Raw genomic sequence first — 20,305 nt, 5'->3', positions numbered from 1 at the left:
TGAGGGGCTGGGCCCTCACTGCCAATCCGAAGAGAATCGATGTGAAAGTACTGACTGTATTTGGCACGCGACCGGAGGCTATAAAAATGGCTCCTCTGGTTCATGCGTTGGCAAAAGATCCTGATTTTGAGGCGAAAGTTTGCGTCACGGCGCAGCATCGGGAGATGCTCGATCAGGTGTTGAACCTCTTTTCCATAGTACCTGATTACGATCTCAATATTATGCAGCCAGGTCAGGGGCTAACAGAAATTACCTGCCGAATCCTTGAAGGATTAAAGCCAATTCTGGCTGATTTCAAACCTGATGTGGTGCTGGTTCACGGTGATACCACGACTACGATTGCCACCAGTTTGGCTGCGTTTTATCAGCGCATCCCGGTGGGGCATGTCGAGGCGGGTTTACGTACCGGCGATCTTTACTCTCCCTGGCCGGAAGAGGCGAACCGTACGCTGACTGGGCGTCTGGCTATGTATCATTTTGCGCCAACAGAAAACTCGCGCCAAAATTTGTTACGGGAAGCTATTCCTGATAATCGTATTTTCGTCACTGGCAATACGGTTATTGATGCGTTGATCTGGGTACGCGACCGCGTACTGGCGAGTGATGCATTGCGGGCGGAACTGGCAGAAAATTACCCTTTCCTGAGCGCTGACAAAAAGATGATCCTGGTGACCGGTCATCGTCGGGAAAGCTTCGGTCGCGGCTTTGAGCAAATTTGCCACGCGCTGGCGGAAATTGCCGCGGCTAATCAGAATGTGCAGATTGTCTACCCGGTACACCTGAATCCTAACGTCAGCGAGCCGGTCAACCGCATCCTGGGTCACGTTGAAAACGTGATTCTGATTGAACCGCAGGACTACATGCCGTTTGTCTGGCTGATGAATCACGCCTGGCTGATCCTGACCGATTCCGGCGGAATTCAGGAAGAAGCTCCATCCCTGGGGAAACCTGTGCTGGTGATGCGCGAAACAACGGAACGGCCTGAAGCCATTACCGCAGGCACTGTACGTCTGGTGGGTACTGACCCACAGCGTATCGTAGAAGAAGTCACGCGTTTGCTGCATGACGACAATGAATATCAGACCATGAGCCGTGCCCATAATCCATATGGTGACGGGCAGGCGTGTGGCCGTATTTTACACGCGTTAAAAAATAATCGGGTATCGCTATGAGTTTTACGACCATTTCTGTCATTGGGCTGGGTTATATCGGACTGCCAACGGCGGCTGCCTTTGCTTCCCGTCAAAAACATGTAATTGGCGTAGATGTAAATCAACATGCGGTGGATACCATTAATCGCGGCGAAATTCACATTGTTGAGCCCGATCTGGGCGCCGTGGTGAAAACGGCGGTCGAAAACGGATTTCTTCGTGCAACCATCACTCCCGTAGAAGCTGATGCATATCTGATTGCTGTGCCTACCCCATTCAAGGGAGAGCATGAACCCGATATGGTCTACGTTGAAGCTGCGGCTAAGTCTGTCGCGCCGGTGCTGAAAAAAGGCGCATTAGTGATACTTGAATCGACGTCACCTGTCGGGGCAACTGAACAGATGGCCGCATGGCTTGCAGAAATGCGGCCTGACCTGACGTTCCCGCAGCAGGTCGGTGAACAGGCCGATGTGAATATTGCTTATTGCCCGGAGCGTGTGTTGCCAGGCCAGGTCATGGTTGAACTGATTAAAAACGACCGCGTGATCGGCGGGATGACTTCCGTCTGTTCCGCGCGCGCCAGTGAGCTGTATAACATCTTCCTTGAGGGCGAATGTGTCGTAACCAACGCCCGCACCGCGGAAATGTGCAAGCTGACTGAGAATAGCTTCCGCGACGTCAATATCGCCTTCGCTAATGAATTATCGTTAATTTGCGCCGATCAGGGGATTAACGTCTGGGAACTGATTCGCCTGGCAAACCGTCATCCGCGTGTAAATATTCTGCAACCAGGACCGGGCGTTGGTGGGCACTGTATCGCGGTCGATCCGTGGTTTATTGTGGCGCAGAACCCGCAGCAGGCGAAACTGATCCGTACCGCACGCGAGGTTAATGATGGTAAGCCTCATTGGGTCGTTGATCGGGTAAAAGCAGCTGTAGCCGATTGTCTGGCAGATACCAACAAACGGGCCAGCGAAGTGAAAATCGCCTGCTTTGGTTTGGCTTTTAAACCGAATATTGATGATTTGCGTGAAAGTCCGGCGATGGGAATTGCGCAAAGCATCGCGCATTGGCACAAAGGCGAAACATTGGTGGTGGAACCGAATATCCATCAATTGCCGAAAAAACTGGACGGCATTTGCCAACTGGCGACGCTGGACGATGCGCTGGAAAGCGCCGATGTGCTGGTCATGCTGGTCGACCATAATGAATTTAAAGCCATTAAAGGCGATGCGGTTCTTCAGCAGTACATCGTTGATACCAAAGGGGTCTGGCGCTAATGAAACGAATTCTGGTTACCGGTGGCGCGGGGTTTATCGGCTCGGCGGTTGTACGGCATATTATTCATGAGACCCAGGATGCGGTGGTTGTGGTCGATAAGCTGACCTATGCCGGGAATCTGATGTCGCTGGCGCCGGTTGCACAGAATGACCGTTTTGCCTTTGAGAAAGTTGATATCTGCGATCGGGCATCGCTCGACAAGGTGTTTCAACAATACCAGCCAGACTGCGTGATGCATCTGGCGGCAGAAAGCCATGTCGATCGCTCCATTGATGGCCCGGCTGCCTTTATCGAAACCAACATCGTGGGAACCTACACGCTGTTGGAAGCGGCGCGCGCTTACTGGAGTGCATTGGCCAGCGAGAAAAAATCGGCGTTTCGCTTCCACCATATCTCAACTGATGAGGTGTATGGCGATCTCCATTCGACGGATGATTTCTTTACTGAAAGCACACCGTATGCGCCGAGTAGTCCTTATTCCGCGTCGAAAGCCAGCAGCGATCATCTGGTACGCGCGTGGTTGCGAACCTATGGCCTGCCAACGCTCATTACCAACTGCTCTAACAACTATGGCCCCTATCATTTCCCGGAAAAACTCATCCCGCTGATGATCCTCAATGCATTGGCTGGGAAACCGCTGCCGGTATACGGCAATGGGCAACAGATCCGCGACTGGTTGTACGTAGAAGATCATGCCTGGGCGCTCTATTGCGTGGCGACAACGGGCGCGATTGGGGAAACCTATAATATTGGTGGCCACAATGAGCGTAAAAACCTGGACGTTGTCGAAACGGTTTGTAGCCTTTTGGAAGAGCTGGCGCCGCAAAAACCGCAGGGTATTGCACAGTACCGAGACTTGATCACTTTTGTTGACGATCGCCCGGGTCATGATGTGCGGTATGCCATTGACGCGTCGAAAATTGCGCGTGAATTAGGCTGGATACCGCAGGAAACGTTTGAAAGCGGAATGCGCAAAACCGTGCAGTGGTATCTGGATAATCAGGCATGGTGGAAACCCGTGCAGGATGGCAGCTATCAGGGCGAACGTTTAGGTCTGAAGGGCTAACAGCCTGGTTTTGGCTCCCGGAGGAGACAACGCATGAAAGGTATCATTCTGGCGGGTGGCTCAGGTACTCGCCTGTATCCCATTACGCGTGGCGTATCGAAGCAGCTATTGCCCATTTACGATAAGCCGATGATTTACTACCCGCTTTCAGTGCTAATGCTGGCGGGAATTCGCGAAATTCTGATTATTACCACGCCGGAAGATAAAGGTTATTTCCAGCGTTTGTTAGGCGATGGCTCTGAGTTCGGCATTGAACTGCACTATGCTGAGCAACCCAGCCCGGATGGATTAGCGCAGGCTTTTATCATTGGTGAAACGTTCCTTAACGGTGAACCGTCATGTCTGGTATTAGGGGATAATATCTTCTTTGGTCAGGGCTTCAGTCCAAAACTACGTCATGTAGCCGCCCGCACAGAAGGTGCGACGGTGTTTGGTTACCAGGTGATGGATCCTGAACGTTTTGGTGTTGTGGAGTTTGACGACAGTTTTCGCGCTATCTCTCTGGAAGAGAAGCCGAAAGCACCGAAATCTAACTGGGCGGTAACCGGCCTTTATTTCTATGACAGTAAAGTGGTGGAATACGCAAAACGCGTGAAACCTTCTGAGCGTGGAGAACTGGAGATTACGTCAATCAATCAGATGTATCTTGATGACGGGCATCTGACGGTAGAATTGCTTGGACGTGGCTTTGCCTGGCTGGATACCGGGACGCATGACAGTTTGATCGAAGCGAGCACGTTTGTGCAGACGGTAGAAAAACGTCAGGGCTTTAAAATAGCCTGTCTGGAAGAGATCGCCTGGCGTAACGGTTGGCTGGATGATGAAGGCGTGAAACGTGCCGCCAGTTCGCTGGCTAAAACGGGGTACGGCCAATATTTGCTGGAGCTGCTTCGTGCTCGCCCGCGCCAGTATTGAGCCGCTTAGCTGGGAAAATACGTTTTTTGGCGTGAATAGCGCCATTATACGTTTTGACCAACACGCGCCGGTTCTGACGGAGGATGCGTTACGTCCCTGGTCGCGGGTACAGGCAAAAATTCCTGCCGCAAATACCCATGAATTAGATGCTTTGCAGCAGTTAGGTTTCTCACTGGTCGAAGGCGAAGTGGATTTTGTGCTGCCAGTGGCATCTACCAGTGGCAACACTGACGTGCAGATTGCTCAAATTACGGATATTCCGGCGTTACGCCGCCTGGCGGAACAAGCGTTCGCGCAAAGCCGTTTTCGCGCCCCGTGGTATGCCGCAGATGCCAGTTCGCGTTTTTATGCACAGTGGATTGAAAATGCGGTGCTGGGGACGTTCGATCATCAATGCCTCGTTTTACGCACGCCAACAGGTGAAATTCGTGGTTATGTCTCGCTGCGCGAACTGAATGCGACCGAGGCGCGAATTGGCCTACTGGCTGGGCGTGGCGCGGGCGAAGAACTAATGCTGGCTGCGCTTTGCTGGGCGCAGGCCCGCGGTAAAACAACATTGCGCGTGGCAACCCAAATGGGTAACACCGCCGCGCTTAAACGTTACATACACAGTGGTGCGAATGTGGAAAGCACCGCGTATTGGTTATACAGGTGACACGATGATTCCATTTAATGCACCGCCGGTGGTGGGAACTGAACTCGATTACATGCAGTCTGCGATGAACAGCGGCAAACTGTGTGGCGACGGCGGCTTTCCCCGCCGCTGTCAGCAGTGGCTGGAGCAGCATTTTGGCAGCGAGAAAGTTCTGTTGACGCCATCTTGTACCGCATCGCTTGAGATGGCGGCATTGCTGTTGGACATTCAGCCTGGCGATGAAGTCATCATGCCGAGCTACACATTTGTTTCCACGGCTAACGCATTCGTTTTGCGCGGGGCGAAAATCGTCTTTGTTGATATCCGTCCGGATACCATGAACATTGACGAAACGCTGATTGAAGCGGCTATTACCGACAAAACCCGCGCTATTGTGCCAGTACATTACGCGGGCGTGGCCTGTGAAATGGATACCATTATGGCGCTGGCCGCTAAATATAACCTGTATGTGGTCGAAGATGCGGCTCAGGGCGTGATGTCGACTTATAAAGGTCGGGCGTTGGGGACGATTGGTCACATTGGCTGCTTTAGCTTCCATGAGACTAAAAACTACACCGCAGGCGGTGAAGGTGGCGCGACGCTGATCAATGATAAAAAATTAGTCGAACGTGCCGAGATTATTCGTGAAAAAGGGACGAACCGTAGCCAGTTTTTCCGTGGTCAGGTAGACAAGTATACCTGGCGCGATATCGGCTCCAGCTATTTGATGTCCGATCTGCAGGCTGCCTATCTGTGGGCGCAACTGGAAGCGGCTGACCGTATTAACCAGCAACGTCTGGCGCTGTGGCAGAATTACTATGATGCCCTCGAACCGCTGGCGCGTGCCGGACGTATTGAGCTGCCTGCTGTCCCGGAAAACTGCGTGCAGAATGCCCATATGTTTTATATCAAGCTGCGCGATATCGACGATCGCACCGCGTTGATTAATTTCCTCAAAGAAGCTGAAATTATGGCGGTGTTCCACTATATCCCGCTACATGATTGCCCGGCTGGCGATAAATTTGGCGTGTTTGCCGGTGTGGATCGTTACACCACCAAAGAGAGCGAGCGTCTGCTACGTTTACCGCTGTTCTATAACCTGTCGCCGGTTAACCAGCGAACGGTAATTTCGACATTACTCAATTACTTCGCCTGATATGTCGCTTGCTAAAGCGTCCTTATGGACGGCGGCCAGTACGCTGGTAAAAATTGGTGCGGGTTTGCTGGTGGTGAAGTTATTGGCCGTCTCCTTTGGCCCGGCAGGTGTGGGTCAGGCGGGTAATTTTCGCCAAATGGTTACCGTGCTGGGCGTGTTGGCGGGGGCCGGCATTTTCAACGGCGTCACGAAATACGTTGCGCAGCACCATGACGATCCGGCCCGACTCCGTAAGGTGGTCGGTACATCTTCCGCAATGGTGCTGGGATTCTCTACGCTGATGGCGGCGATTTTCCTGCTGGCGGCCGCACCCATCAGTCAGGGGTTGTTTGGCCATACGCATTATCAGGGGCTGGTTCGACTGGTTGCGCTGGTGCAGATGGGCATCGCCTGGGCTAACCTGCTGCTGGCGCTGATGAAAGGCTTCCGCGATGCGGCAGGCAACGCGCTGTCGCTGATTGTGGGTAGCCTGGTGGGCGTAGTAGCTTACTATGGCTGCTATCGCCTGGGGGGCTATGAAGGCGCCTTGCTGGGCCTGGCCCTGGTGCCAGCGCTGGTCGTTATCCCTGCCATCATTATGCTGCTTAAGCGTGGAACTATTCCGCTGCATTACCTGAAGCCCTCGTGGGACCATGGTCTGGCCGGGCAGCTAAGCAAGTTTACGCTGATGGCGCTGATTACATCCGTGACGCTGCCTGTGGCATACGTGATGATGCGAAACCTGCTGGCGGCGCAGTACAGTTGGGATGATGTGGGGATCTGGCAGGGAGTCAGCAGTATCTCCGATGCCTATCTGCAATTTATTACCGCCTCATTCAGCGTTTACTTGCTGCCGACGTTGTCGCGGCTGACCGAAAAGCGCGACATTACCCGCGAGGTCATTAAGTCGTTGAAGTTTGTGCTGCCGGCGGTTGCCGCCGCGAGCTTTACCGTCTGGCTATTGCGTGATTTTGCGATCTGGCTGCTCTTTTCCGCAAAATTCACCGCCATGCGCGACCTGTTTGCCTGGCAACTGGTTGGTGATGTACTGAAAGTTGGCGCTTACGTTTTTGGTTATCTGGTGATCGCGAAAGCGTCGCTGCGGTTTTATATTTTGGCTGAAATTAGCCAGTTCATGTTATTGACGGCGTTTGCCCACTGGCTGATCCCGGCACATGGTGCTCTGGGAGCTGCGCAGGCGTATATGGCAACATACATCGTCTATTTTTCTCTTTGTTGTGGCGTGTTTTTACTCTGGCGTAGGCGGGCATGACTGTACTGATTCACGTTCTGGGATCGGATATCCCTCACCATAACCAAACCGTGCTGCGGTTTTTTAACGATTCGCTGGCTGCGACGAGCGAGCACGCGCGCACGTTTATGGTTGCAGGCCAGGATGCTGGATTCAGTGAGAGCTGCCCGGCGTTATCGCTGAGTTTCTATGACGGGAAAAAGGCGCTGGCCCAGGCGGTTATTGCGAAGGCGAAAGCGAATCGCCAGCAGCGCTTCTTCTTTCATGGTCAGTTCAACACCAGCCTGTGGCTGGCGCTGCTGAGCGGGGGAATTAAACCGGAGCAGTTTTACTGGCACATCTGGGGCGCGGATTTATATGAAGTTTCCAGTGGGCTGAAATTCCGCCTGTTGTACCCGATTCGCCGCATGGCGCAGAATCGCGTGGGCTGCGTGTTTGCTACGCGAGGCGATTTACGTTATTTCGCTGGGCAGCATCCGCACGTTCGTAGCGAGCTGCTCTATTTCCCAACGCGGATGGATCCCTCGCTCAATAATCTGAGCAGTGAACGTCAGCGCAGCGGTAAGATGACGGTGTTGGTTGGCAACTCTGGCGATCGCAGCAATGAGCATATTGCCGCGCTACATGCTGTTCACCAGCAGTTTGGTGATACGGTGAATGTGATAGTGCCGATGGGGTATCCTGCGAATAATACGACCTATATCGATGAGGTTCGTCAGGCGGGTCTGGCACTATTTAGCGCTGATAATTTGCAAATATTGAGTGAAAAACTGGAGTTTGATGCCTATCTGGCACTACTGCGTCAGTGCGATCTGGGCTACTTTATTTTTGCCCGTCAGCAAGGGATCGGTACCCTGTGTTTGTTAATCCAGGCCGGTATCCCGTGCGTGCTCAACCGTGAAAATCCTTTCTGGCAGGATATGGCAGAGCAAAATATCCCGGTCCTGTTTACGACAGATCAACTCAATGAAGGTCTCGTACGCGAAGCGCAGAGCCAACTGGCGTTGGTAGATAAAAATACGATCACCTTCTTTAGCCCGAATTATCTGCAACCGTGGCATCATGCGCTGCGCATTGCTTCAGGAGAAACCAAATGAGCCTGATGCAATTCAGCGGTCTGCTGGTGGTCTGGCTGCTCTCCACTTTGTTTATCGCCACGCTGACCTGGTTTGAATTCCGCCGCGTGCGTTTTAACTTTAACGTCTTTTTCTCGTTGCTGTTTTTGCTGACGTTCTTCTTCGGATTCCCGCTGACCAGCATCCTGGTGTTCCGTTTTGATGTGGCGGTAGCACCACCGGAGATCCTGCTGCAGGCTTTGCTATCAGCCGCCTGTTTCTATGCCGTTTACTACGTGACGTATAAAACGCGCTTACGTAAGCGCGTAGAGAATAAGCCGCGCAGGCCGCTATTTACTATCAATCGCGTGGAGGCCCATTTGACCTGGGTTATCCTGATGGCGATTGCGTTGGTGAGCGTGGGCGTCTTCTTTATGCACAATGGGTTCCTGCTGTTCAGACTGCAATCCTACAGCCAGATTTTTTCCAGTGAAGTCTCTGGAGTGGCGTTGAAGCGCTTCTTCTACTTCTTCATTCCGGCAATGTTGGTGGTCTACTTCCTGCGCCAGGACAGCAAAGCGTGGCTGTTTTTCCTGGTAAGCACAGTCGCGTTTGGCTTGTTGACCTATATGATTGTGGGGGGAACGCGCGCCAATATTATTATTGCGTTTGCCATCTTCCTGTTTATCGGCATTATTCGCGGTTGGATTTCGCTGTGGATGCTCGCCGCCGCAGGCGTGTTGGGCATCGTCGGTATGTTCTGGCTGGCGCTGAAACGCTACGGGATGAACGTGAGCGGTGACGAGGCGTTCTATACGTTCCTGTACCTGACGCGTGATACCTTCTCGCCATGGGAAAACCTGGCGCTGTTGCTGCAGAACTACCACAATATTGAGTTCCAGGGGTTGGCGCCGATCGTCCGTGATTTCTACGTCTTTATCCCCTCCTGGCTGTGGCCTGGGCGGCCGAGTATCGTTCTCAACTCCGCGAACTACTTTACCTGGGAGGTGTTGAACAACCACTCGGGGCTGGCGATTTCGCCAACGTTAATTGGTTCGCTGGTGGTGATGGGCGGGGCGCTGTTTATACCGTTAGGCGCGATTGTCGTCGGGTTAATCATTAAATGGTTCGACTGGCTATATGAATTAGGTAACCGCGAAACCAATCGCTACAAGGCGGCCATTTTGCACAGTTTCTGTTTTGGCGCCATTTTCAATATGATCGTTTTGGCACGTGAAGGACTGGATTCGTTTGTCTCGCGAGTGGTCTTTTTCCTCGTGATTTTCGGCGTTTGTCTGCTGGTGGCAAAATTGCTGTTCTGGCTATTCGATAGCGCGGGACTTATCCATAAACGAATTAAATCGCTGCCCCGGACACAGATTGAAGGATCGTAATGACAGATAACACAACTGCGCCACTCTATTCGCTGCGCGGGTTACAACTGATTGGCTGGCGCGATATGCAACACGCGCTAAATTACCTGTTTGCCGAAGGACGCCTCAGGCCTGGGACGCTGGTGGCTATCAATGCCGAGAAAATGCTGACGGCAGAAGATAACCCTGAAGTGGGGGATCTGATTAACGCCGCTGAGTTCAAATATGCGGATGGCATTAGCGTGGTGCGTTCGGTGCGTAAAAAATTCCCGCAGGCGCAGGTTTCACGCGTAGCGGGGGCTGATCTCTGGGAAGCGCTAATGGCGAGAGCCGGGCAGGAGGGAACGCCGGTTTTCCTGATTGGCGGCAAGCCTGAGGTTCTGGCGCAAACCGAAGCCAAATTGCGTGCGCAGTGGCATGTGAACATTGTGGGTAGCCAGGACGGTTATTTTACGCCGGAGCAGCGTCAGGAATTGTTTGAGCGTATCCACGCCAGCGGTGCGCAAATTGTGACGGTGGCGATGGGGTCGCCGAAACAAGAAATTTTTATGCGTGATTGCCGGAAGATCCACCCTGAAGCGCTGTATATGGGGGTGGGTGGTACCTACGACGTCTTTACCGGTCACGTTAAGCGGGCGCCTAAACTCTGGCAAAATCTGGGGCTGGAGTGGCTGTATCGCTTACTGTCACAGCCGAGCCGTATCACCCGTCAACTTCGTTTGTTGCGCTATCTCCGTTGGCACTATACCGGCAACCTCTGACGCTCTCTCCTCTGATAAGTAGCGTGATCTGCTAATCACGCTACTTATTCACAACATAATCGCTGCTTTCTCGCACAATCTATTCATTTTTTGAATGCTTTAATTGCCATTTAAGCGATTTTAGGAAACCATTCGCAACAATCATTACAGTGCCATGGTGTTTTGGCGCCAACCGTTAAGCGGTCGATGCCGTATGGCCTGTTATGGAATAACAAGATGTACCCATAACGAGAACCGGTAATACCGGACAGCATGCAAACACATCAAGAGGATTTATGGCCGAGAACAAACCTGAGCTACAGCGTGGGCTGGAGGCTCGTCACATCGAATTAATTGCCCTTGGAGGCACTATTGGCGTCGGACTGTTTATGGGCGCCGCCAGTACCCTGAAATGGGCGGGGCCTTCGGTCCTGCTGGCGTATATCGTCGCGGGGCTGTTCGTCTTTTTCATTATGCGTTCCATGGGGGAGATGTTATTCCTCGAGCCGGTTGCCGGTTCATTCGCTGTTTACGCGCACCGTTACATGAGTCCCTTCTTTGGCTATCTCACCGCCTGGTCATACTGGTTTATGTGGATGGCGGTAGGGATATCAGAGATTACCGCTATCGGGGTGTACGTGCAGTTCTGGTTCCCGGAAATGGCGCAATGGATACCCGCCCTGATTGCTGTCGGGCTGGTTGCGCTGGCAAACCTCGCCGCGGTTCGCCTGTATGGTGAAATTGAATTCTGGTTTGCCATGATCAAAGTGACCACCATCATTGTGATGATCGTCATTGGGTTAGGAGTGATTTTCTTCGGCTTTGGCAATGGCGGCCAGGCGATTGGCTTTGGCAACCTGACCGAGCATGGCGGCTTCTTTGCCGGCGGCTGGAAGGGCTTTCTGACGGCATTGTGTATTGTTGTGGCGTCCTACCAGGGCGTGGAACTGATCGGCATTACTGCGGGTGAAGCGAAGAACCCCCAGGTCACACTGCGTAGCGCGGTGGGGAAGGTGCTGTGGCGTATCCTGATTTTCTACGTCGGCGCGATCTTTGTTATCGTCACTATTTTCCCGTGGAACGAGATTGGCAGCAACGGCAGCCCATTTGTGCTCACTTTTGCCAAGATTGGTATTACCGCCGCGGCAGGGATTATTAACTTTGTGGTCCTGACGGCGGCGCTGTCAGGCTGTAACAGCGGCATGTACAGCTGCGGGCGTATGCTCTACGCGTTGGCAAAGAATCGCCAGCTACCTGCTGTTGTTGGAAAAGTATCTCGCCATGGCGTGCCAGTTGCTGGTGTGGCGATTTCTATCGCGATCCTGCTGATTGGTTCGTGCCTGAACTACATCATTCCCAACCCGCAGCGTGTGTTCGTGTATGTTTATAGCGCCAGCGTGCTGCCGGGGATGGTGCCGTGGTTTGTGATCCTGATAAGCCAGCTGCGTTTCCGTCAGGCGCATAAAGCGGCGATCGCCAGTCATCCTTTCCGCTCGATTTTGTTCCCGTGGGCAAATTATTTGACGATGGCGTTCCTGATTTGCGTATTAATTGGCATGTACTTCAATGAAGATACCCGAATGTCGCTGTTTGTTGGCATTATCTTCTTACTGGGCGTGACGCTCATTTATAAGGCTTTTGGCCTGAATCGTCATGGCACAGCCCATAAATTGCGGGAATAAGCGACAAAACGCACAAACCATGACCAAACGATAATTTATTTTAAAAAAGCACTAGACAGAAGACCGAGACCTCCGTAATATCCAGCCCCGCAACGGCGCTAAGCGCCCGTAGCTCAGCTGGATAGAGCGCTGCCCTCCGGAGGCAGAGGTCTCAGGTTCGAATCCTGTCGGGCGCACCATTTAGTTAGGTGCCGGAGCTGCGGTGGTTTTAATACCGCGTAAAAGATTTGCAGTGGTGGCTATAGCTCAGTTGGTAGAGCCCTGGATTGTGATTCCAGTTGTCGTGGGTTCGAATCCCATTAGCCACCCCATTAATTTAAAGTTGTGAAATGCGAAGGTGGCGGAATTGGTAGACGCGCTAGCTTCAGGTGTTAGTGTCCTTAGGATGTGGGGGTTCGAGTCCCCCCCCTCGCACCACGACTTAAAGAATTGAACTAAAAATTCAAAAAGCAGTAAAACGGCGAGTAGCGCAGCTTGGTAGCGCAACTGGTTTGGGACCAGTGGGTCGGAGGTTCGAATCCTCTCTCGCCGACCAATTTTGAACCCCGCTTCGGCGGGGTTTTTTGTTTTCTGATTTCCCTTCACAGCCCTTATTCCCGCGAATTACCTGATGTCTTAAAAAGTTCGAATACCTGGTTTTTGCAGTGCAATCGTGGCATGCGTTGTGCAATAATATACGGGTAGATGCTCATTCCATCTCTTATGTTCGCCATCAGGCCTCATAAACTCAGGAATGATGCAGAGCCGTTTACGGTGCTTATCGTCCACAGACAGATGTCGCTCAGGCCTCATCAAACACCATGGACATAACGTTGAGTGAAGCACCCATTATGTTGTCATACAGACCTGTTTAACGCCTGCTCCTTACCGAGCGGGCGTTTTTTTATGCATCTTAAATGATTTTGTGTAGACGGTAGGCCCGGTAAGCGAAGCACCGGGCAAGAGGGAATTACTGCGGGGGATTGTTGTTCTGCAGCGTCAACATCAGGCCATCACGGCGCATGGTGGCGGCTTCTTCCGGCTGATGCAGTCTGTCCAGCGCGTCAGCAAGCCAGGCGTAGTCGTAGGCGTCCGGGCGCTGTTTGAGCGCTGCACGGAAGGCGAGCGTGGCTTCCTGCCATTCGCCGTGCTTCATTAACGATTGCCCCAGCGTGCTCCACAGCAACGGGCGATCGCCTACGGCCTTAATCTGCTGGCGCAGCACTTTTTCTATCTGTTCCGGGTTGTTGGTTTTCAGGCGCGGGATCGGCAGCACCAGACGGTCGTCATACTGACGTTTCAGACCGTCAATGATGACCTGCTGCGCCGTATCGTGATCGTCGCACTCAATCAGATGTTCAGCCATCGCGACCTGCAGGGCAACCTGATGACGGGTTTTACGGTTCTGGTTTTTCCACCACGTACGTAGCCCCTCACTGCCCTGATCGGCGCGAACCTGATCCATCAGACCCACCCATGCCTGTTGTTCCAGCATTGCGCGGTGCTCTTCATCACCTACATGCGCTTTAGCCATAGATGGAATGATATCCAGTAACGAACTCCATGCGCCGGTGCGAATGTAGGCTTGCTCAGCCAGACGCAGCACTTCCGGATGACGCGGCGTCACCTCCAGCAGCTTATCTACGCTGTGGCGCGCGGCGTGATTTTCATTACGCGCCAGTTGCAGACGAACGCGAGCGATTTCTACCGGGATCGTATCATTCCCGGCCAGTTCAGCGGCACGCTCAAGGTGTTGATTCGCGCGCGCTTCATCGCCACGTTGCTGGGCCGCTTCTGCCGCCAGCAGATAATTCACTACCGGTTGTTCAGCATGATCGGCGTTTTTCGACATCAGCTTTTCAACCTGCTGATAATCGCCTTCTGCCAGCTTGAGCAGCGCTTGTTCGGTCTGTTTGCGGGCGCGGCGACGCTTACGGCCGACAAACCATCCGCGGGTATGCGCGCCGGTGCGGAAAATTCGGCGCAGCAACCATTCAATCGCAAACAGAACGACCATCGCGACGATCAGGATGATCACCAGGCCCGTCACGCTGGTTTCAATGTTGTAATTATCGGTTTGGATCAGCACGTAGCCCTGATGACCGGCAATCATTGGACCAACGACGATCCCGGCGATCAACAGTACAAAGAGCAATAATACTTTTAGCATCATTATTCTCCTTGCGGCGCGGTTGCCGGATGGTCTGCCGAAGGAGCAGGAGCGGCGGCAACCGGCGCTGTGACAGGCTGCGCCAGTAAATTACGAACACGGGTCTGCATTAATTTGTCGAGAATAGCCTGGCTCTGCAGCGTTTCTGGCACATCCATACTGATGCTTTGTTGGCTCAGCTGGTCTACCTCTTCCAGGAAAGCTTTGGTGGTTGCATCGTCGGTGTCGTAGTAGGCGCGTACCCAGGTGGAGACATTTTCCAGCGCCTGGCGGTATGTCTCTTCCTGATGACGCGGTACGGCCTGGGCGGTTACTAACAGGCGAGAACGAATGTTCTCACGTAAGTAAACGTCCTGGTTCGGTGCCAGCAGCGGGACGGCGGTTTCATCTCGACGGCGAACAGTGATAAAGCTGTCCATAAAACTCTGCCAACTTTTTTGCAGGTTGACGCGCCATTCACTAATTGAGCTGGACAGCTCACTGCTGTCGGAGTCCATCGGTGAATCGTCGGTGTCGTTGTCGGCCAGACGCAGGTTATCTATCTGGTTAGCGAGCTGATTCACTTTCAGGATAATGCCGTCATAGTCGACCTGAGTTACCGCCGAGAGGCTCGCGATATCGTCAGTAATCGCACGACGGGCGGAAATTAAGCTCGGGTCGTTCATATCAGCCAGACTGGCGTCGGCGCTTTTCAGCAACGCCGCTGCGGTGGTAACGTCCTGATCGCTCCATAATTTACGACCGGCCAGTTTTACCAGAAAATCAGCCTGCGCCAGCAGCCATGTCCCGGCATCGCTGCCGGAAATAGTGGCGACTTTTTGCTGAACTTCATCAAGCTGTTTGACCAGTGCGGCCTGCTGGCGAGTGGCTTCATCAAGCTGCGTTGCCTGCTGTTTAATAATGCCTTCCAGCTCAGCTTTTTGGTTTTCTTGCGCTTTTTGCAGCGCCGTCAGCTGGTTCGCCAGCGCATCGCTGGTTGCCGTCTGCGTTGTTGCCTGCTGTTTCCCCCAGCCATACAGACCCACACCTGCTGCCAGCGCAATAGCAATCGCCACCGCGCTCAGAATCAGCGCCGTGCTGTTGTTACCCTTTTTTTCAGTATTGACTGGCTGTGCTGTGGTTTCCACGGCCTCCCTGGTCTCTTCAACCACGGCGGAGGATTTTTCTTGTTCCGTCATTATGGCATCCCATTATGAGAGTTATTGTAATGCGCGTAGTAGCGCATCGTTGTCGGCGTTATCAGCGACCTTAATATCTTGCCAGCCCAGTTCCCGGGCGAGGTGCGCCAGACGCTCACTGACGACCAGCAGCCGACAGCGTAGTAACCAGTGCTCACGATACCACTGCGGAATGAGCGACCAGAGCTGTTGTAACATCTCTCCGCTGGTGACCACCACCGTGGTCACGCCGCGAGATTGCCAGCGCATTGCTTCTTCCGCACCATCGTAATTTTTTGCACTGCGTTGATAACATTCACAAAAATCAACATCGGCTCCGCGCGCCGTCAGGGTTTCACCTATCAGTTCCCGACCGCCGTTGCCGCGTAAAATAAGCGCGCGTTTTCCCGCAATATTTTGTAATTCAGGTAATTGTAGCAAGACTTCGCTGATTTCCCGATCCAGAGGATAGTGAATATTGCAGCCGCTAACAGTATGCAGCGCCAGCGCCGTTGTGCGGCCAATGGCAAAATAATGCGGAAGGGAAGGCCAGCTTTTCCCTTGTTGCTGAAGTTCGGCATCGGCAAAGGTGACAGCGTGCTGCGAGAGGGCAAAAACCAGATCGTTATCCGTCAACGCCGACAGTCGGGAGGCGAGTGTTGCCAGTTCCCGACCCGGGGAAAACTCGATGAGCGGAAAACTCCAGGCCACCTGCCCCAGTGTGCGCAGACGGCTCACTAACTCTTCCCCTGCGGGAGACGGGCGGGTGACCAGAATACTCATGCGGGTGCTTCTCCGTTATAAACTTCAGCCAGAATGGCGCGCGCACCGTTTTCCAGTAGCTCTTCTGCCAGAGAGATGCCCATCTTTTCTGCATCCTGCGGGGCGCCGCGACGTTCTCCGCATACCATCTGCGATCCGTCAGGCGCGCCGACCAGCGCGCGTAGCCAAATCTCACCGTTGATGAGTTCGGCATAACTGCCGATAGGCACCTGACATCCCCCTTCGAGGCGGGTGTTCATGGCGCGTTCGGCTGTTACGCGTAGCGCGGTCTCTTCATGGTTGAGCGGCGCTAACAGCGCCTGAGTGCGCATATCGTCCAGTCGGCACTCTATGCCAACAGCGCCTTGCCCGACAGCGGGCAAGGAGACTTCCGGCGGCAGTGCGGTACGGACTCGCGACTCAAGCCCTAAACGTTTTAACCCGGCCACCGCCAGGATAATGGCGTCATAATCGCCGTTATCGAGTTTGCCGAGGCGCGTACCAACGTTACCGCGCAGCGAACGGATGACGAGATCCGGGCGACGCTTTGCCAACTGGCACTGGCGACGCAAACTGGATGTCCCGACAATACTACCCGCGGGAAGGTCATCCAACGTGTTGTACTTATTTGAGACGAAAGCATCACGCGGATCCTCTCGCTCGCAAATGGTGACCAGTCCAAGACCGTCAGGGAATTCAACCGGCACATCCTTCATGGAATGCACGGCGATATCGGCGCGTTTTTCCAGCAGCGCGACTTCCAGCTCTTTAACAAACAACCCTTTCCCTCCGACCTTCGCCAGCGGGGTATCAAGGATCACATCGCCACGGGTTACCATAGGAACCAGTTCCACGATCAGACCGGGGTGATTTGCCATTAAAGCGTCTTTGACATAATGTGCCTGCCAGAGCGCAAGGGGGCTTTGGCGTGTGGCAATTCTCAAAACATTGTCTAACATGCTTGTTACCGTCATTATCAATCATTGACCATCCTAACATCCTTATCAAAGGGATGTCAGCGTTACGCTCAAACGTAAGTGAGAGGAAAAGCTGCTGCATCATCAGTGGCAGTGAATAATGACGAGAAACCTTCCGACCGTATGAAGGAATTTACACGTAACGAACGGTGCTACACTTGTATGTAGCGCATCTTTCTTTACGGTCAATGAGCAAGGTGTTAAATTGATCACGTTTTAGACCATTTTTTCGGCTGTACCGCACAAAAAAATACGGGCGAAAAACAGGTAACGGTTATTTTTGACATACGGTTTATCCGAATTGATGACGATTAATTGTGAGCGCTTGCGCCGCAGTAATCGACAACATGACGGATAGCAACATCAGGCGATACGTCTTGTACCTCTATATTGAGACTCTGAAACAGAGACTGGATGCCATAAATCAACTGCGTGTGGATCGCGCGCTTGCTGCCATGGGGCCTGCTTTCCAGCAGGTATACAGTCTGCTGCCGACATTATTGCACTACCACCACCCTCTGATGCCGGGTTACCTCGATGGTAACGTTCCCAAAGGCATATGCTTTTACACGCCTGATGAAACCCAACGCCACTACCTCAACGAACTGGAACTGTACCGCGGCATGTCACCGCAGGAACCTCCCAAGGGCGAACTGCCGATCACTGGCGTTTACTCAATGGGCAGTACCTCTTCGGTAGGGCAAAGCTGTTCTTCCGACCTTGATATCTGGGTCTGCCACCAATCCTGGCTGGATAGCGAAGAGCGACAGCTGTTGCAGCGTAAATGTAGCCTGCTCGAAAGCTGGGCCGCTTCGCTGGGCGTGGAAGTCAGTTTCTTCCTGATTGATGAAAACCGTTTCCGTCACAATGAAAGCGGAAGTCTCGGTGGTGAAGACTGTGGCTCGACGCAGCATATCCTGTTGCTTGATGAATTCTATCGCACCGCTGTGCGCCTCGCGGGCAAACGTATTCTGTGGAATATGGTGCCGGGCGACGAAGAAGAGCATTACGACGATTACGTCATGAAGCTCTACGCACAGGGGGTGTTAACGCCAAACGAATGGCTGGATCTCGGCGGACTCAGTTCGCTCTCCGCCGAAGAGTACTTTGGCGCCAGCCTCTGGCAGCTGTACAAAAGTATCGATTCCCCGTACAAAGCAGTGCTAAAGACGCTGCTGCTGGAAGCCTATTCCTGGGAATATCCCAATCCACGCCTGTTGGCGAAAGACATTAAACAGCGCCTGCACGATGGCGAGATCGTCTCTTTTGGTCTCGATCCCTACTGCATGATGCTGGAGCGTGTTACCGAATATCTCACGGCGATCGAAGACCCGACGCGTCTGGATTTAGTGCGTCGATGTTTCTACTTAAAAGTATGTGAGAAACTGAGCCGCGAGCGCGCCTGCGTGGGCTGGCGTCGTGAAGTATTAAGTCAGTTAGTGCAGGAATGGGGCTGGGACGAAGCTCGTCTGACAATGCTGGATAACCGCGCTAACTGGAAGATTGATCAGGTACGTGAAGCGCATAACGAACTGCTTGATGCGATGATGCAGAGCTATCGTAATCTGATCCGCTTTGCGCGGCGCAATAACCTCAGCGTTAGCGCCAGTCCGCAGGATATCGGTGTGCTGACCCGTAAGCTGTATGCCGCGTTTGAAGCGTTGCCGGGCAAGGTAACGCTGGTGAACCCGCAGATATCTCCAGACCTCTCAGAACCGAACCTGACCTTTATCCATGTGCCGCCGGGCCGCGCCAACCGTTCGGGTTGGTATCTCTACAACCGTGCGCCGAATATGGATTCGATCATCAGCCATCAGCCGCTGGAATATAACCGCTATCTCAATAAGCTGGTGGCGTGGGCCTGGTTCAACGGTCTGCTGACATCGCGTACGCATTTGTTTATTAAGGGCAACGGCATTGTCGATTTGCCGAAGTTGCAGGAGATGGTCGCCGATGTATCGCACCACTTCCCGCTGCGCCTGCCGGCACCCACGCCGAAAGCGCTCTACAGCCCGTGTGAAATTCGCCATCTGGCGATTATCGTTAACCTTGAATATGACCCAACGGCCGCATTCCGTAATCAGGTGGTGCATTTTGATTTCCGCAAGCTGGACGTCTTCAGCTTTGGCGAAGAGCAAAATTGCCTGGTAGGAAGCGTCGACCTGCTGTATCGCAACTCGTGGAATGAAGTCCGTACGCTGCACTTCAACGGCGAGCAGGCGATGATTGAAGCGTTAAAAACAATTCTGGGCAAAATGCACCAGGATGCCGCGCCGCCGGATAGCGTCGAAGTGTTCTGCTATAGCCAGCATCTGCGTGGATTAATCCGTACCCGCGTGCAGCAACTGGTCTCTGAGTGTATCGAGCTGCGCCTTTCCAGCACCCGCCAGGAAACCGGGCGCTTCAAAGCGCTGCGCGTGTCTGGTCAGACGTGGGGACTGTTCTTCGAGCGTCTGAACGTATCGGTACAGAAACTGGAAAACGCCATCGAATTCTACGGTGCGATTTCACACAACAAACTGCACGGCCTTTCCGTCCAGGTTGAAACGAACCATGTGAAACTCCCTTCTGTGGTGGACGGCTTTGCCAGTGAAGGGATCATTCAGTTCTTTTTCGAAGAAACGGGCGATGAGCAGGGCTTTAATATTTATATACTGGATGAGAGTAACCGTGCGGAGGTGTATCACCACTGCGAGGGAAGCAAAGAAGAGCTGGTACGTGATGTCAGCCGCTTCTATTCATCGTCGCACGATCGCTTTACCTACGGCTCCAGCTTCATCAACTTTAACCTGCCGCAGTTCTATCAGATTGTGAAAACCGACGGACGTGCGCAGGTGATTCCGTTCCGTACCCAGCCGCTCAACCCAGTCCCGCCAGCTAATCAGGATAACGACACGCCGATGTTGCAGCAGTATTTCTCCTGAGGCTTTTCGCCCGGTGGCGGCTACGCCTTACCGGGCCTACAGTAGGCCGGAT

16 protein-coding genes and 4 tRNA genes are annotated in these 20,305 nt (G+C 53.2%); 16 read left to right on the top strand and 4 right to left on the bottom strand.

Going from position 1 to position 20,305, the window contains the following annotated elements; all coding sequences use genetic code 11:
- Window positions 1–41: 41 nt before the first annotated feature.
- From wecB to FDX04_RS18065, 15 genes are all read left to right on the top strand, one after another.
- Window positions 42–1,172: a non-hydrolyzing UDP-N-acetylglucosamine 2-epimerase gene (wecB, locus tag FDX04_RS18135; protein ID WP_042314053.1), complete on the top strand. Its 1,131-nt coding sequence runs from the start codon at window positions 42–44 to the stop codon at window positions 1,170–1,172.
- Window positions 1,169–2,431, top strand: a complete 1,263-nt coding sequence (gene wecC / locus FDX04_RS18130; protein WP_042314050.1) for a UDP-N-acetyl-D-mannosamine dehydrogenase — start codon at window positions 1,169–1,171, stop codon at window positions 2,429–2,431. The genes wecB and wecC overlap by 4 nt, the downstream gene beginning before the upstream one ends.
- The gene (gene rffG / locus FDX04_RS18125; protein ID WP_137371308.1) at window positions 2,431–3,498 is read left to right on the top strand and encodes a dTDP-glucose 4,6-dehydratase; all 1,068 of its coding nucleotides are present in this window, start codon (window positions 2,431–2,433) and stop codon (window positions 3,496–3,498) included. Before wecC ends, rffG begins: the two co-directional genes overlap by 1 nt.
- Before the next feature lie 33 nt (window positions 3,499–3,531).
- Window positions 3,532–4,413: a glucose-1-phosphate thymidylyltransferase RfbA gene (gene rfbA / locus FDX04_RS18120; RefSeq protein ID WP_042314045.1), complete on the top strand. Its 882-nt coding sequence runs from the start codon at window positions 3,532–3,534 to the stop codon at window positions 4,411–4,413.
- Complete coding sequence (gene rffC, locus FDX04_RS18115) at window positions 4,391–5,068, top strand: dTDP-4-amino-4,6-dideoxy-D-galactose acyltransferase (RefSeq protein WP_137361418.1); 678 nt, start codon at window positions 4,391–4,393, stop codon at window positions 5,066–5,068. The genes rfbA and rffC overlap by 23 nt, the downstream gene beginning before the upstream one ends.
- A gap of 4 nt (window positions 5,069–5,072) precedes the next feature.
- Entirely contained in the window at window positions 5,073–6,203 is a 1,131-nt protein-coding gene (gene rffA, locus FDX04_RS18110) for a dTDP-4-amino-4,6-dideoxygalactose transaminase (protein WP_137371307.1), read from the top strand.
- Between the two features lies 1 nt (window position 6,204).
- Window positions 6,205–7,455: a lipid III flippase WzxE gene (gene wzxE, locus FDX04_RS18105; protein ID WP_137361407.1), complete on the top strand. Its 1,251-nt coding sequence runs from the start codon at window positions 6,205–6,207 to the stop codon at window positions 7,453–7,455.
- Window positions 7,452–8,531 carry a TDP-N-acetylfucosamine:lipid II N-acetylfucosaminyltransferase gene (locus FDX04_RS18100; RefSeq protein ID WP_137361406.1) on the top strand — a complete coding sequence of 360 codons (1,080 nt, stop codon included), beginning with the start codon at window positions 7,452–7,454 and terminating at the stop codon, window positions 8,529–8,531. Before wzxE ends, FDX04_RS18100 begins: the two co-directional genes overlap by 4 nt.
- On the top strand, window positions 8,528–9,883 hold the full coding sequence (wzyE, locus tag FDX04_RS18095) for an ECA oligosaccharide polymerase (protein ID WP_137361405.1): 1,356 nt from the start codon (window positions 8,528–8,530) through the stop codon (window positions 9,881–9,883). Before FDX04_RS18100 ends, wzyE begins: the two co-directional genes overlap by 4 nt.
- A complete protein-coding gene (gene wecG / locus FDX04_RS18090; RefSeq protein ID WP_137371306.1) occupies window positions 9,883–10,623 on the top strand; it encodes a lipopolysaccharide N-acetylmannosaminouronosyltransferase in 741 nt (246 codons plus the stop codon). The genes wzyE and wecG overlap by 1 nt, the downstream gene beginning before the upstream one ends.
- Window positions 10,624–10,898: 275 nt before the next feature.
- On the top strand, window positions 10,899–12,284 hold the full coding sequence (locus FDX04_RS18085) for an amino acid permease (RefSeq protein WP_042314025.1): 1,386 nt from the start codon (window positions 10,899–10,901) through the stop codon (window positions 12,282–12,284).
- A gap of 102 nt (window positions 12,285–12,386) precedes the next feature.
- Window positions 12,387–12,463: transfer RNA gene (locus FDX04_RS18080), tRNA-Arg, on the top strand.
- 56 nt (window positions 12,464–12,519) lie between these two features.
- Window positions 12,520–12,595: transfer RNA gene (locus FDX04_RS18075), tRNA-His, on the top strand.
- A gap of 20 nt (window positions 12,596–12,615) precedes the next feature.
- Window positions 12,616–12,701, top strand: a tRNA-Leu gene (locus FDX04_RS18070).
- Between the two features lie 41 nt (window positions 12,702–12,742).
- Window positions 12,743–12,819, top strand: a tRNA-Pro gene (locus tag FDX04_RS18065).
- A gap of 414 nt (window positions 12,820–13,233) precedes the next feature.
- Here FDX04_RS18065 and hemY read toward each other — a convergent pair.
- Genes hemY through hemC form a run of 4 tightly spaced genes read right to left on the bottom strand, consistent with a single transcriptional unit; the run spans window position 13,234 to window position 17,311 of the window.
- The gene (gene hemY / locus FDX04_RS18060) at window positions 13,234–14,433 is read right to left on the bottom strand and encodes a protoheme IX biogenesis protein HemY (protein WP_038634530.1); all 1,200 of its coding nucleotides are present in this window, start codon (window positions 14,431–14,433) and stop codon (window positions 13,234–13,236) included.
- 2 nt (window positions 14,434–14,435) lie between these two features.
- Window positions 14,436–15,611 carry a uroporphyrinogen-III C-methyltransferase gene (gene hemX / locus FDX04_RS18055; RefSeq protein WP_137371305.1) on the bottom strand — a complete coding sequence of 392 codons (1,176 nt, stop codon included), beginning with the start codon at window positions 15,609–15,611 and terminating at the stop codon, window positions 14,436–14,438.
- A 21-nt stretch (window positions 15,612–15,632) separates the two neighbouring features.
- Window positions 15,633–16,373: a uroporphyrinogen-III synthase gene (hemD, locus tag FDX04_RS18050; RefSeq protein WP_042314019.1), complete on the bottom strand. Its 741-nt coding sequence runs from the start codon at window positions 16,371–16,373 to the stop codon at window positions 15,633–15,635.
- On the bottom strand, window positions 16,370–17,311 hold the full coding sequence (hemC, locus tag FDX04_RS18045; RefSeq protein ID WP_042314016.1) for a hydroxymethylbilane synthase: 942 nt from the start codon (window positions 17,309–17,311) through the stop codon (window positions 16,370–16,372). Before hemC ends, hemD begins: the two co-directional genes overlap by 4 nt.
- A gap of 395 nt (window positions 17,312–17,706) precedes the next feature.
- On the opposite strand from hemC, the gene cyaA reads away from it, so the two are divergent.
- On the top strand, window positions 17,707–20,253 hold the full coding sequence (gene cyaA / locus FDX04_RS18040) for a class I adenylate cyclase (protein ID WP_079225747.1): 2,547 nt from the start codon (window positions 17,707–17,709) through the stop codon (window positions 20,251–20,253).
- Window positions 20,254–20,305 lie beyond the last annotated feature (52 nt).

It is taken from the genome of Citrobacter sp. wls615 (genome assembly GCF_005281355.1).
Lineage (GTDB): Bacteria > Pseudomonadota > Gammaproteobacteria > Enterobacterales > Enterobacteriaceae > Citrobacter > Citrobacter werkmanii.
Note: the sequence above shows the minus strand (reverse complement) of the source record. Positions and strands in the feature narration are given on the sequence as shown.

What these genes read in the sequence shown, in the direction of transcription:
- wecC (WP_042314050.1), top strand. Translation starts at nt 1,169, where the DNA reads ATGAGTTTTACGACCATTTCTGTCATTGGGCTGGGTTATATCGGACTG.
- rffA (WP_137371307.1), top strand. Translation starts at nt 5,073, where the DNA reads ATGATTCCATTTAATGCACCGCCGGTGGTGGGAACTGAACTCGATTAC.
- wzyE (WP_137361405.1), top strand. Translation starts at nt 8,528, where the DNA reads ATGAGCCTGATGCAATTCAGCGGTCTGCTGGTGGTCTGGCTGCTCTCC.
- rffG (WP_137371308.1), top strand. Translation starts at nt 2,431, where the DNA reads ATGAAACGAATTCTGGTTACCGGTGGCGCGGGGTTTATCGGCTCGGCG.
- wzxE (WP_137361407.1), top strand. Translation starts at nt 6,205, where the DNA reads ATGTCGCTTGCTAAAGCGTCCTTATGGACGGCGGCCAGTACGCTGGTA.
- hemX (WP_137371305.1), bottom strand. Translation starts at nt 15,611, where the DNA reads ATGACGGAACAAGAAAAATCCTCCGCCGTGGTTGAAGAGACCAGGGAG.
- hemY (WP_038634530.1), bottom strand. Translation starts at nt 14,433, where the DNA reads ATGCTAAAAGTATTATTGCTCTTTGTACTGTTGATCGCCGGGATCGTC.
- FDX04_RS18100 (WP_137361406.1), top strand. Translation starts at nt 7,452, where the DNA reads ATGACTGTACTGATTCACGTTCTGGGATCGGATATCCCTCACCATAAC.
- rfbA (WP_042314045.1), top strand. Translation starts at nt 3,532, where the DNA reads ATGAAAGGTATCATTCTGGCGGGTGGCTCAGGTACTCGCCTGTATCCC.
- hemD (WP_042314019.1), bottom strand. Translation starts at nt 16,373, where the DNA reads ATGAGTATTCTGGTCACCCGCCCGTCTCCCGCAGGGGAAGAGTTAGTG.
- wecG (WP_137371306.1), top strand. Translation starts at nt 9,883, where the DNA reads ATGACAGATAACACAACTGCGCCACTCTATTCGCTGCGCGGGTTACAA.
- hemC (WP_042314016.1), bottom strand. Translation starts at nt 17,311, where the DNA reads ATGTTAGACAATGTTTTGAGAATTGCCACACGCCAAAGCCCCCTTGCG.
- FDX04_RS18085 (WP_042314025.1), top strand. Translation starts at nt 10,899, where the DNA reads ATGGCCGAGAACAAACCTGAGCTACAGCGTGGGCTGGAGGCTCGTCAC.